The sequence below is a fragment of the Enterobacter sp. ECC-249 genome (assembly GCF_043965265.1).
GTDB lineage: Bacteria > Pseudomonadota > Gammaproteobacteria > Enterobacterales > Enterobacteriaceae > Enterobacter > Enterobacter quasiroggenkampii.
In genome coordinates, this window is the sequence record NZ_CP143660.1 from 2,034,186 (window position 1) to 2,047,422 (window position 13,237).

A 13,237-nucleotide genomic window follows, 5' to 3' on the forward strand; every position below is an offset into this window, starting at 1 on the left:
ATGCGAAATGTTTTACCTGAGCCAGTTGGTTTTTGCCAGTTCGATCACCTCGTCACCGCGACCGCTGATGATGGCGCGCAGCATATAGAGGCTAAAGCCTTTGGCCTGTTCAAGCTTGATCTGCGGCGGGATCGCCAGCTCCTCCTTGGCGACGACGACATCCACCAGCACCGGACCGTCGATGGAAAACGCGCGCTGCAGGGCTTCATCCACCTCTGAGGCTTTCTCCACGCGAATACCGGTGATGCCACAGGCCTCGGCAATGCGCGCGAAGTTGGTTTCGTGCAGCTCGGTACCGTCCGTCAGGTAACCACCGGCCTTCATCTCCATCGCCACGAAGCCCAGGACGCTGTTGTTAAAGACCACGATTTTCAGCGGGAGCTTCATCTGTACCACCGACAGGAAATCCCCCATCAGCATGCTGAACCCGCCGTCGCCGCACATCGCCACCACCTGACGCTCCGGCGCCGTCGCTTTTGCGCCCAGCGCCTGCGGCATGGCGTTGGCCATCGAGCCGTGGTTGAAGGAGCCGAGCAGCCGGCGCTTGCCGTTCATCTTCAGGTAGCGGGCCGCCCAGACGGTTGGCGTGCCTACGTCGCAGGTGAAGATGGCATCGTCGTCCGCGAAATGACTGATCTGCTGCGCCAGATATTGCGGGTGAATGGCTTTGTCGCTCGGTTTGGCGAGATCGTCCAGCCCCTTGCGGGCATCGCGATAGTCGCTTAGCGCTTTATCCAGGAACTTGCGATCGGTTTTCTCTTCAAGCAGCGGCAGCAGGGCGGCAAGCGTGGATTTGATGTCGCCCACCAGTGCCATATCGACCTTGCTGTGCGCGCCGATGCTGGCCGGGTTGATATCAATCTGAATGATTTTGGCGTCCGTCGGGTAGAATGCGCGATACGGGAACTGGGTGCCGAGCAGGATCAGCGTGTCGGCGTTCATCATGGTGTGGAAGCCGCTGGAAAAACCGATCAGACCCGTCATCCCCACGTCGTAAGGATTGTCGTACTCGACGTGCTCTTTGCCGCGCAGGGCGTGGACAACGGGGGCCTTAAGCTTACCCGCAAATTCAAGCAGCTCCTTGTGCGCGCCCGCGCAGCCGCTGCCGCACATCAGGGCGATATTGCTGGAGTACCGCAGCAGCTGCGCCAGCTTTTTCAGCTCCTCCTCGGCTGGCGTCACCACCGGCTGCGGCGCGTGATACCAGTGGGTGCTGGCCCCTTCTGGCGCAGCCTTGAGGGCCACATCGCCCGGAATAACGACCACCGAAACGCCGCGATTCAGCACGGCTTTGCGCATGGCTATCGCCAGCACCTGCGGGATCTGCTCCGGGGACGAAACCAGCTCGCAATAGTGGCTGCATTCACGGAACAGCTCCTGTGGATGCGTCTCCTGAAAATAGCCGCTGCCGATTTCGGAAGAGGGGATATGGGCGGCAATGGCCAGCACCGGCACGTGGTTACGGTGACAGTCAAAGAGGCCGTTGATCAGATGCAGGTTACCCGGCCCGCACGATCCGGCGCAGACGGCCAGTTCCCCCGTGAGCTGTGCTTCAGCGCCTGCGGCGAAGGCGGCAACCTCTTCATGCCGGGTGGGCATCCATTCGATGGTCTTCATCTTGTTGAGGCTGTCGCTGAGTCCATTCAGGGAATCGCCGGTGACGCCCCAGATACGTTTTACGCCAGCCTGTTCGAGCGTTTTCGCTATATATGCAGCCACGGTTTGTTTCATGGTTGTCCGTCTCCTTTTTGTGATATCGCTTACAAGCTTAGAAGAAAGTCTCCGTATTGCCCGTCGCATACTCCCAATTAAAAGGTGCTTTTCATGCGCAATTATTCGGCATAATCTGGTGGTATCACTGTTAAAAAAAGGAATAATTTCAGATGGTTAAATCATTGTTAATTGCTGTTAATGAAAAGCTATCGTGCGACGATCTTGGCAAACTCTTGTTACGACTTGCCGTCGGCGGGCTGATGCTCTTTCACGGTTTGCACAAGCTTTTTGGCGGGGTGGGCTTTATCAGCGGCATGCTGGTGGAAAAAGGGTTGCCGGGATTTATCGCCTACGGCGTGTTGATTGGCGAAGTGGTGGCACCGATCCTGATTATTGTCGGGCTCCTTACGCGCCCTGCCGCGCTTGTGCTGGCCTTTACGATGATTGTGGCGTGGCTGATGGTGGGAATGGGTGAAACACTTGCCCTCGATAAGGTAGGCGCATGGGCGATTGAAAGCCTGGTGTACTTCTTTATCGGCTCGCTGGCGGTGGCGTTTTTAGGGGCAGGGCGGTTTGCGGTAGGGAAAGGTCCTGCGTGGCGGTGAGGATAACAAAAGCCCGGTGGCGCTTGCGCTTACCGGGCCTACGAAGAGCAAACCTGTACAAAGTAGGCCGGGTAAACGAAGTGCCACCCGGCAAAAATGGCGGCACCGCATCAGATTACGCCAGCACCAGATCTCCCTGTGGGTGGCACGAACATGCCAGCACGTAACCCTCGGCAATTTCCGCGTCGGACAGCGTCATGGTGCTGGTGACGCTGTACTCCCCTGAAACCACTTTCGTCTTACAGCAACCGCACACGCCAGCCCGACAGGCTGCCATAACCGGCACCCTGTTGCTTTCCAGCGCCTCCAGCAGCGTGGTCCCCACGCGGCCAAAGAAGGTCTGCGCAGGCTGCAGTTTGGTGAACGTAATGCCGCTGGTTGCCGCTTCCGCCACCGGCGTGAAGAACTGCTCTTTGAAGAAGCGGGTCACGCCAAGCGCTTTCACTTCTTTCTCAACGATATCCATGTACGGCGCCGGACCGCAGGTCATCACGGTGCGGTTCGCGATATCCGGCACGCTTTGCAGCAGCTCGCGGCTCAGGCGACCGGGCACAAAGCCGTGGGTCGCGTTGTGTTCCGCCACCAGCGTCACCGGATAATTCCGCCACTCATCGGCAAAAATCACATCGTCAGGGGAACGGACGCTGAAGATAACCTGCACGTCGGCCTGCGGGCGGTTCTTCGCCAGCCAGCGGCGCATCGACATAATCGGGGTCACGCCACAGCCCGCTGCCAGCAGCAGGAATTTATCGTCTGTTTTGTCGTCACAGGTGAATTCACCCTGCGCATCGGACAGCCAGATATAATCCCCGCGCTTCACGTCCCGGGTCAGCCACTGGGAACCCACGCCGTCGTCAATGCGACGGACGGTAAGCGTGATGTATTCGCTCACGCCCGGCGTTGAGGATAGGGTATAGGCGCGCAGAGTGTCCGCCGAATTGCGAACGCTGACCAGCGCATACTGGCCTGCACGGTAAGGATAGTAGTCATGGCACAGCAGCGACAGCGTCCACACATCCGGCGTCTCCTGGTGGATGTGGTGAACCTGCATGCGCCACGGGCAGTGTGAGGTTGGCATGGTCATGGATAACTCCTTACGCGCTCAGCAGCTGCTTCATATCATCTTCAACGTTGGTCACGGAACGCAGACCGAATTTCTCGTTCAGCACCGCCAGCAGATCCGGCGTCAGGAAGCCAGGCGCGGTCGGGCCGGTCACGATGTTGGTTACGCCCAGAGAGAGCAGGGTCAGCAGGATGACAATCGCTTTCTGCTCAAACCATGACAGCACCAGCGACAGCGGCAGGTCGTTCACGCCGCAGCCCAGTTTCTCCGCCAGGGTGACCGCCAGAATGATGGCCGAATAAGCATCGTTACACTGGCCCGCATCGATCAGGCGCGGCAGACCTTCGATGTCGCCGAAGTCCAGCTTGTTGAAACGGTATTTGCCGCACGCCAGGGTCAGGATCAGGCAGTCTTCCGGCACGCGGGTGGCGAAATCGGTGAAGTAGTTACGCTCGCCGCGCGCGCCGTCGCACCCGCCGACGAGGAAGATGTGGCGCAGCTTTTGACGGCTGACGAGATCGATCAGCGAATCAGCGGCACCGAGCAGCGTCTCGCGACCAAAGCCAACGGTGATCAGATGCGGGATCTCGCTGTACGGGAAGCCTGCCATCTGCTGCGCCTGGGCGATAACCGGACCGAAATCGTCACCTTCAAGATGGCTCACGCCCGGCCAGCCGACGATGCTGCGGGTCCAGATGCGATCGTCATACGCGCCCACGGTCGGGTCGATGATGCAGTTAGAGGTCATCACGATAGGGCCCGGGAAGCGGGCGAACTCCACCTGCTGGTTCTGCCAGCCGCTGCCGTAGTTACCGATCAGATGCTTAAATTTACGCAGCTCCGGATAGCCGTGCGCCGGCAGCATTTCACCGTGGGTATAAACGTTAACGCCGGTGCCTTCGGTTTGCTTCAGCAGATTGTAGAGATCTTTCAGGTCGTGACCGGAAATCAGGATGCACTTGCCTTCGGTTGCTTTAACGTTGACCTGCGTCGGCGTTGGGTGGCCGTAGGTGCTGGTTTCACCGGCATCCAGAATGCTCATCACCCTGAAGTTCATCTGGCCGATTTCCATTGAGCACTCAAGCAGGGCATTCATATCGGCAGGCCAGGTGCCCAGCCACGCCATGATTTTGTGGTACTGGGCGTAGATGTCGTTGTCGTATTGACCGAGCACGTGCGCGTGTTCCATATAGGCCGCCGCGCCTTTCAGCCCGTACAGGCACAGCAGGCGCAGGCCGAGAATGTTCTCGCCAATCGCCGCTTTGTCTTTATTCGGGGTGAATTCTGCAGCCTGACGCTGGAGGTCGCCCAAATCGTCGCTGACCAGCTGAAGTTCTGACATCGGGTTTTCCAGGCGGGCACAGGCATCCGCCTTCAGGCACTGTGCTTTCAGCGCTTCACGCAGGGCAATCGCTTCGCGGGCGTAGCCCACAATGCGCGGAGAGTCGAAGTTAACGTTGGTCAGCGTGGAGAAAAACGCGCGTGGAGCGAAGCTGTCGACGTAGTGGTCGACAATGCCATATTCGCGGGCTTTAAACGCCCAGGCGGAAAGGCCTTGCAGAGCCGCAATCAGCAGGTCCTGCAGGTCAGATGTTTCTGCGGTTTTGCCGCACATACCCTGTGCGTAGGAGCAGCCGTTGCCTGCCGGGGTACGGATGGTTTGTTCACATTGCACACAAAACATAATCACACCTGTTAAAGTTATATTTGATATACATGTTTAAGATTATGCTTGTGCCAGAACGGTGAAAAGGGCTTTCTGCTACAAAATAGAGGGAGATTGATTTAGCGCAATTTTGGCGGCAGGAAACCTACCGCCAAAGAAGTATCAGGCAGAGAAGAAGGCCATCAGGATCGGAACCAGCAGGCTTAAAATAAAGCCGTGAACGATAGCCGCGGGCACCATCTCCAGCCCGCCGGAGCGTTGTAATACCGGCAGGGTAAAGTCCATCGACGTCGCGCCACACAGACCCAGCGCGGTAGAACGACTGCGGCGAACCAGGCTCGGGATCAGCATGATGGCAATCAGCTCGCGCGCCAGATCGTTAAAGAATGCGGCGCTACCGATCACCGGGCCGAATGATTCAGTCAGCAGAATACCGGAGAGGGAATACCAGCCAAAACCTGACGCCATCGCCAGGCCGGTTTTCAGCGGCAGATCGAGAATAAAGGCATTAATGACGCCCGCTACCATTGAACTTGCGACAACCATGACGGCAACCATCATCCCCCGACGGTTGAGGACAATTTGTTTCAGCGTCATGCCATTATTTCGCAGCTGAATACCGATCAGGAACAGCAGGAAGATCAGAGTATATTCACTGGCCTCAGTTGCGTGCTGTAAAAAAGCCCAACCGGTCAGCCCAAGAAGAAAACCGAGCACCACGACGCCGCATAATTTTAATGATTCAAGCGCCATTGCAATTCGTGAAGGGAGTTTTTCCTGATGATGGTGGTTTTTCCATGGAATAGTGCGTTCCAGCCACAGCAGCGCGGCAATATTGCACAGCAAAATAACCACCACGGTGACGACAGAATAATGGAGGATGGAGAGTAAATTCGCCGACAGGTTGTCCAGAAATGCCAGGCTAATCCCCATAAAGAAAAGAATGACGTAAACAATCCAGCTGAGAAAACGGTTGATGAGCCGTAATGCGGATTCTCTGTGCAGCGGAATAAGGTACCCCACAATCAGGGGCAGTAAAATGATGAGGAGTCCTGAAAACATGAACAGCCGGTCCTTTTTGAGTATCGGTTAAGCGCCTGTGACACTAACCAATAAAGGCTGTTCAGTAAAGCGGCAAAAGAAAGCCGGGTGGCGGCTACGCCTTACCCGGCCTACAGAGTGCACACTCACATAGGTCGGGTAAGCGTTAGCGCCACCCGACATTGCTGCACTTAATTAATCGCGTTTTTCCAGCAGGGTGCGATACAGCACGCCGCCCAGAATACCGCCGACGATGGGCATCACCCAGAACAGCCACAGCTGCTCAAGCGCCCAGCCACCCTGGAAGATGGCAACGGCGGTGCTGCGTGCTGGGTTAACGGAGGTGTTGGTGACCGGAATAGAAATCAGGTGGATAAGCGTCAGCGCCAGACCAATGGCAATCGGGGCAAAACCGGCTGGCGCGTGTTTGTCCGTTGCGCCGTGGATCACCAGCAGGAAGCCGGCGGTCAGCACAATTTCAATCACGATGGCAGACAGCATGGAGTAGCCGCCCGGAGAGTGTTCGCCGAAGCCGTTAGAGGCGAAGCCGCTGGCGGCCGCGTCGAACCCGGCTTTACCGCTGGCAATCACGTACAGAACGCCAGCCGCAATAATACCGCCAACCACCTGTGCCACAATATATCCAATCACGTCTTTCGCCGGAAAACGACCGCCAGCCCACAAACCTAACGTCACTGCCGGGTTAAAATGACCGCCGGAAATATGCCCCACGGCAAACGCCATGGTTAATACGGTTAAACCAAAAGCCAGCGCGACGCCGACAAAACCGATACCTAATTCCGGGAATGCTGCTGCCAGAACGGCGCTACCGCAGCCACCAAATACCAGCCAGAATGTACCAAAGCATTCTGCTGCCAATTTTCTAAACATAACCACCTCAAATAATTATCCGCACGCTTTCCCGCGCACGGGATATATCGCCATAAAGGGATGACGACTCAAAGAGTTCGTATTTTAAAAACCAACAACACCCCTTCGCCACTTAAATAAATTCGATTAATTTGATTTAAGGCAATGTGATGTCAATCCTTGTTCAAACTGGAGGTAAATAGAGCATAGTCCAATTTGCGGGCGGTAGTATCTTGCGATATGAGGGTTATTTCAAATGAAACCTGATGGATAAATTCTGAATTTTTCGAGCTTCCTCCAGGTAATGGAGGCGGATTGCAGTGTCAAGCCTGTGTGCATCCCGCTATACTGCTGATAACTTGAAGGAAAAAGTGATCATATCGCGGGGGATTTATGCTTCTCGAACGTGTGGAAATTGTCGGGTTTCGCGGTATTAACCGCCTGTCACTGCAGCTGGAGCAGAACAACGTCCTTATCGGCGAGAACGCGTGGGGTAAGTCCAGCCTGCTGGATGCGCTGACGTTACTGCTTTCACCCGAGGATGATCTGTATCACTTTGTTCGCGACGATTTCTGGTTCCCGCCCGGCGACGTGACGGGGCGCGAGAAGCACCTGCATATCATCCTGACGTTCCGCGAATCCGAACCCGGACGTCACCGCGTGCGTCGCTTCCGCCCGCTGTCACCCTGCTGGGTGCCTTGCGATGACGGTTTCCACCGGATTTTCTATCGGCTGGAAGGTGAAATGGCGGAGAACGAGGGTGTACTCACCCTGCGTGATTTTCTCGATGAGAAAGCCAACCCGATTCCGCTGGACAATATCGACGATCTGGCCCGCCACCTGATCCGCCTGACGCCGGTGTTACGCCTGCGCGATGCGCGCTTTATGCGGCGTATTCGTAACGGTACCGTACCCAATATGCCGGATGTGGAAGTCACCGCCCGCGAGCTGGATTTTCTGGCCAGAGAGCTGGTGTCACGTCCGCAGAATCTGACCGATGGTCAAATCCGTCAGGGGTTGTCCGCAATGGTACAACTCCTGGAACACTATTTTTCCGAGCAGGGAACCTCTGAGTCGCGCCATCGTCTGATGCGCCGCCGCTCTCATGATGAGCAGCGCAGCTGGCGCTACCTCGACATCATTAACCGGATGATTGATCGGCCCGGCGGTCGTACCCATCGGGTAATTTTGCTGGGGCTGTTTTCAACGCTTCTGCAGGCCAAAGGCACCGTTCGTCTTGACCGGGACGCCCGGCCGCTGCTGCTGGTGGAAGACCCGGAAACGCGCCTGCATCCCATCATGCTTTCCGTGGCATGGCATCTGCTGAATCTGCTGCCGCTCCAGCGTATAACGACCACCAATTCCGGGGAATTATTATCGCTGACGCCGGTAGAACACGTCTGTCGCCTGGTGCGTGAATCCTCCCGCGTCTCCGCTTTCCGCCTTGGGCCGGGCGGTTTGAACGCGGAAGACGGGCGGCGCATCGCGTTTCATATTCGCTTTAACCGGGCGTCGTCGCTCTTTGCCCGCTGCTGGCTGCTGGTGGAGGGGGAAACGGAAACCTGGGTCATCAACGAACTGGCGCGCCAGTGCGGCCACCATTTTGATGCGGAAGGCATTAAGGTGATTGAATTCGCCCAGTCGGGATTAAAGCCGCTGATAAAATTTGCCCGCCGGATGGGGATCGAGTGGCACGTGCTGGTAGACGGTGATGAGGCGGGCAAAAAATATGCCTCGACCGTGCGGAGCCTGCTGAATAACGAGCGAGAGGAAGAGCGCGACCATTTAACCATGCTTCCCGCGATGGACATGGAACACTTTATGTATCGTCAGGGGTTCGACGACGTCTTCCACCGAATTGCCATGGTGCCGGTCGATGTCCCGATGAACATGCGGCGGGTGATCGCCAAAGCCATTCACCGTTCGTCAAAACCGGATTTAGCCATTGAAGTGGCGACGGAAGCGGGGAGACGGGGCGTGGAGGCGGTACCGACCTTGCTGCGGAAGATGTTCTCCCGCGTGCTGTGGCTGGCACGCGGGAAAGCGGATTAGCGTTGGGTCGCCTGTTTCACCTGCAGAATCAGGCTATCAAGCAGCTCGTAGCGGCGGCGATATTCGGAACGTTTTTTGCTGGCGATCTCTTCCATCGGTTTACGCGGCATGACGAGCGGCAGCATAAAGTTACCGTTGTCCTGCTTTTCACCGCCGATGGAGATCCAGAAACTGTCGTAATCGGCCAACAGTTTCCCCTCTTTTTTCTTGCGGTAGCGCCAGCTGCGATAAATATGGGTATCGTTACTGACGGCGACAATTTGCTCTACCGGGAACGCGGCGCCGAGCGTCATTGCGGCCTCGACCAGCAGACGTTTCGGGAACAGACCGTGGCAGGCTTTCGTCGCGCCCTGGATCAGCTCATGGGGAACATGCGCTTTTGCGCCCTGTAAACCGCCAATGAACAGCGTCGATTTTCCCTCAAACTGGCATAGCGTAAAGGTCATCTCCGCCAGCGCCGTATTTTGACTGTTACAGAAAACGAGGGTAGCTTCTCCCTCTTTATCCATAAACGCGTCCGCACAAAGACGGACGGTAAATTGCTGTTCATCTTTTCCGGTTAAGGTCAGCAGAGTCACGCCCTGCTTAGAAAGGTAACCATGAGTCAGCGTCGCCGGCAGCTGACGACACATCATCTGATAGTGGCAGGACAGCGAAGCCAGCGCACGCTGTCGATCCATATTGACCGTTAACCACGGACGATGAAGGCGGCAGGGCAGCCCCGGCTGTACCTGGAGCATTTGCATCAGGTGCGGATGTTTTGCAAGCTCAGACAGCAGCCGAGCGGTGCTGAGCGGTGTCGCCAGTGAACGCAGCATGAACTTACGTCGATAGGCGGTTTTTTCCCATGCCAGCCCGGGTGCGATCTCACCGAAAGCCAGGTTTTTGAAGAGCTGCCAGCCGGATTTTGGCTGCGGCAGGTTTGAAAGTGATGTATCGACGATAGAAGACATGGTAGATCCTGATCCTTTTGGAATATCGCTATTTCAGCAGGGGAAATGTCAACATCTCGTAAACAAATTAGGACGATTTCGGAGAACAGGGCTTTCGTTGAAGAGTCGTTTAGTTAGAATCAACACTTATCATTGCCAGAACATTTATTTGGAATATTTATGAACCTCAAGGGAAAACGCAGAACGCTGTTTCTGCTGCTGGCGGTCGTGGTTTTAGCCGGTGGGTACTGGCTATGGCAGGTGCTGAATGCGCCGGTACCACAGTATCAGACGCTGATCGTTCGCCCGGGCGAACTGCAGCAAAACGTCCTCGCGACGGGCAAGCTTGACGCGCTGCGCAAGGTTGACGTCGGCGCTCAGGTCAGCGGCCAGTTGAAAACGCTGTCGGTTGAGATCGGCGACAAGGTAAAAAAAGGCCAGCTGCTCGGCGTTATCGATCCTGAGCAGGCTGAGAACCAGATCCGCGAGGTGGAAGCCACGCTGATGGAGCTGCGCGCGCAGCGTGCGCAGGCGCTGGCAGAACGTAACCTGGCCCAGGTGACGCTGACCCGTCAGCAGGCGCTGGCTAAAACCCAGGCGATTTCGAAACAGGATTTAGATACTGCCACTACAGAACTGGCGGTGAAACAGGCGCAGATTGGCACGATTGACGCGCAAATCAAACGCAATCAGGCCTCGCTGGATACGGCGAAAACCAACCTCGACTACACCAAAATCGTCGCGCCAATGGCGGGCGAAGTGACCCAGATTACTACGCTGCAGGGCCAGACGGTGATTGCCGCGCAGCAGGCGCCAAACATTCTGACGCTGGCGGACATGAGCACCATGCTGGTCAAAGCCCAGGTTTCCGAGGCGGATGTTATTCATCTTAAGCCGGGGCAGAACGCCTGGTTTACGGTGCTGGGCGACCCGCAGACGCGCTACGAAGGCGTGCTGAAGGATATTCTGCCGACGCCGGAAAAAGTGAACGACGCAATCTTCTACTATGCGCGTTTTGAAGTGCCAAACCCGAAGGGCGTGCTGCGTCTCGACATGACCGCGCAGGTGCATATTCAGCTGACCGGCGTGAAGAACGTGCTGACCATTCCGCTCTCTGCGCTGGGCGAATCCGCCGGGGAGAGCCGTTATAAAGTGAAAGTGCTGCGCAACGGCGAAACGCGCGAGCGTGAGGTCGTGATTGGCGCGCGCAACGACACCGACGTTGTGGTGGTGAAAGGGCTGGAAGAGGGCGAGGAGGTTGTTGTCAGCGAAAGCCTGCCCGGAGCTGCTAAATGACGGCGCTGCTTGAGCTGAATAACATTCGTCGCAGCTATCCGTCGGGCGATGGCCCGGTGGAGGTGCTGAAGGGCATCTCCCTGCGCGTGGAGGCGGGCGAGATGGTGGCGATTGTCGGCGCATCGGGTTCCGGTAAATCGACGCTGATGAACATTCTCGGCTGTCTGGATAAACCGACCAGCGGTACCTATCGCGTGGCCGGGACGGATGTTTCCGTGCTGGACGGCGACGCGCTGGCGAAGCTGCGCCGGGAACACTTCGGCTTTATCTTCCAGCGCTATCATCTGCTTTCTCACCTTAACGCGGCGCAGAACGTGGAAGTGCCTGCGGTCTATGCGGGCGTCGAGCGTAAAAAGCGCCTTGAGCGCGCGCAGATGCTGCTGACGCGTCTGGGGCTGGCTGAGCGGGTAGAGTACCAGCCCTCGCAGCTGTCCGGCGGCCAGCAGCAGCGCGTGAGCATTGCTCGCGCCCTGATGAACGGCGGGCAGGTGATCCTCGCGGATGAACCGACCGGCGCGCTCGACAGCCATTCCGGCGAAGAGGTGATGGCGATCCTCCATCAGCTTCGCGATCGGGGGCACACGGTGATTATCGTGACCCACGATCCGCAGGTGGCGGCGCAGGCGGAGCGAATCATTGAGATCCACGACGGCGAGCTGGTCAGCAATCCGCCGCCGCGTGAGTCCAGAGCTGCGGCGCCGAAAGAAGTACTACCGGCGTCAACCGGCTGGGGTCAGTTCTCCAGCGGCTTTCGTGAGGCGCTGACTATGGCGTGGCTGGCGATGGCGGCCAACAAAATGCGAACCCTGTTGACGATGCTCGGCATCATTATCGGTATCGCCTCGGTGGTGTCGATTGTGGTGGTGGGCGACGCGGCCAAGCAGCTGGTGCTGGCGGATATCCGCGCCATCGGCACCAATACCATTGACGTCTATCCCGGCAAAGACTTTGGCGACGACGAGCCGCAGTATCAGCAGGCGCTGAAGTACGACGATCTGGCGGCGATTCAGAAGCAGCCGTGGGTGAACTCCGCCACGCCTGCGGTTTCGCAGAACCTGCGCCTGCGCGTGGGCAATGTTGACGTTGCCGCCAGCGCTAACGGCGTGAGCGGAGACTATTTCAACGTCTACGGCATGACCTTTAGCGAAGGCGCTACCTTCAACGCCGAGCAGCTGGCGGGCAGGGCGCAGGTGGTGGTGCTGGACGCGAACTCGCGCAGGCAGCTTTTCCCCAATAAAACCAACGTTGTGGGCGAAGTGATCCTGGTCGGCAACATGCCTGCCACGGTCATCGGCGTGGCGGAAGAGAAACAGTCGATGTTTGGCAGCAGCAAGATCCTGCGCGTCTGGCTGCCCTATACCACCATCTCCGGGCGGATTATGGGGCAGTCCTGGCTCAATTCCATCACTGTGCGCGTGAAGGAGGGCTACGACAGCGCGCTGGCCGAACAGCAGCTTGAGCGGCTGTTAACCCTGCGCCACGGGAAGAAGGACTTCTTCACCTGGAATATGGACGGCCTCTTGAAAACGGCGGAAAAGACCACACGTACTCTTCAGCTGTTCCTCACGCTGGTGGCGGTGATTTCGCTGGTCGTCGGCGGCATCGGGGTGATGAACATTATGCTGGTGTCGGTAACCGAGCGTACCCGGGAGATTGGCATCCGCATGGCTGTCGGGGCCCGTGCCAGCGACGTGCTGCAGCAGTTTTTGATTGAAGCCGTGCTGGTGTGTCTGGTCGGCGGTGCGATGGGGATTGCGCTCTCGATGATGATCGCCTTCGCGCTCCAGCTCTTTTTACCCGGCTGGGAGATTGGCTTCTCGCCGGTCGCCATTATCACCGCGTTTTTGTGTTCGACCTTTACCGGCATTTTATTTGGCTGGTTGCCAGCCCGCAACGCGGCGCGGCTGGATCCGGTGGATGCGCTGGCTCGGGAATAAGCCGAAAATAAAAATGCCAGCCGATCGGGCTGGCATTTTGACTGCGGGATGTACACAATAAA

10 protein-coding genes are annotated in these 13,237 nt (G+C 57.3%); 4 read left to right on the forward strand and 6 right to left on the reverse strand.

What is annotated here, in order from left to right; genetic code table 11:
- Positions 1-12: 12 nt before the first annotated feature.
- Positions 13-1,731 carry a ubiquinone-dependent pyruvate dehydrogenase gene (poxB, locus tag V1587_RS09705; RefSeq protein WP_371898438.1) on the reverse strand — a complete coding sequence of 573 codons (1,719 nt, stop codon included), beginning with the start codon at positions 1,729-1,731 and terminating at the stop codon, positions 13-15.
- Between the two features lie 152 nt (positions 1,732-1,883).
- Between poxB and V1587_RS09710 the strand changes: the two genes are divergently transcribed.
- Positions 1,884-2,318, forward strand: coding sequence for a DoxX family protein (locus V1587_RS09710; protein WP_371898437.1), 435 nt, complete (start codon positions 1,884-1,886; stop codon positions 2,316-2,318).
- Between the two features lie 115 nt (positions 2,319-2,433).
- Here the strand turns inward: V1587_RS09710 and hcr are convergent, their stop codons facing one another.
- The 4 genes from hcr to aqpZ all read right to left on the reverse strand — a co-directional run bounded on the left by hcr (position 2,434) and on the right by aqpZ (position 6,979).
- Positions 2,434-3,402, reverse strand: coding sequence for an NADH oxidoreductase (gene hcr, locus V1587_RS09715; RefSeq protein ID WP_371898435.1), 969 nt, complete (start codon positions 3,400-3,402; stop codon positions 2,434-2,436).
- A 10-nt stretch (positions 3,403-3,412) separates the two neighbouring features.
- Complete coding sequence (gene hcp / locus V1587_RS09720; protein ID WP_371898434.1) at positions 3,413-5,065, reverse strand: hydroxylamine reductase; 1,653 nt, start codon at positions 5,063-5,065, stop codon at positions 3,413-3,415.
- Positions 5,066-5,209: 144 nt separating this feature from the next.
- Complete coding sequence (locus V1587_RS09725) at positions 5,210-6,109, reverse strand: lysine exporter LysO family protein (RefSeq protein WP_371898433.1); 900 nt, start codon at positions 6,107-6,109, stop codon at positions 5,210-5,212.
- A 174-nt stretch (positions 6,110-6,283) separates the two neighbouring features.
- On the reverse strand, positions 6,284-6,979 hold the full coding sequence (gene aqpZ / locus V1587_RS09730; protein ID WP_032642513.1) for an aquaporin Z: 696 nt from the start codon (positions 6,977-6,979) through the stop codon (positions 6,284-6,286).
- A gap of 372 nt (positions 6,980-7,351) precedes the next feature.
- Between aqpZ and V1587_RS09735 the strand changes: the two genes are divergently transcribed.
- Positions 7,352-9,010, forward strand: a complete 1,659-nt coding sequence (locus V1587_RS09735) for an ATP-dependent endonuclease (protein WP_032649228.1) — start codon at positions 7,352-7,354, stop codon at positions 9,008-9,010.
- Here V1587_RS09735 and V1587_RS09740 read toward each other — a convergent pair.
- Entirely contained in the window at positions 9,007-9,963 is a 957-nt protein-coding gene (locus V1587_RS09740; protein ID WP_371898432.1) for a VirK/YbjX family protein, read from the reverse strand. The genes V1587_RS09735 and V1587_RS09740 overlap by 4 nt on opposite strands.
- Before the next feature lie 159 nt (positions 9,964-10,122).
- On the opposite strand from V1587_RS09740, the gene macA reads away from it, so the two are divergent.
- Together macA and macB are read left to right on the forward strand one after the other, a co-directional pair.
- The gene (gene macA / locus V1587_RS09745; protein ID WP_371898431.1) at positions 10,123-11,238 is read left to right on the forward strand and encodes a macrolide transporter subunit MacA; all 1,116 of its coding nucleotides are present in this window, start codon (positions 10,123-10,125) and stop codon (positions 11,236-11,238) included.
- Positions 11,235-13,175 (forward strand): macrolide ABC transporter ATP-binding protein/permease MacB, encoded by a 1,941-nt coding sequence (macB, locus tag V1587_RS09750; RefSeq protein WP_371898430.1) that lies wholly within the window; start codon positions 11,235-11,237, stop codon positions 13,173-13,175. The genes macA and macB overlap by 4 nt, the downstream gene beginning before the upstream one ends.
- The last annotated feature ends 62 nt before the right edge of the window (positions 13,176-13,237 follow it).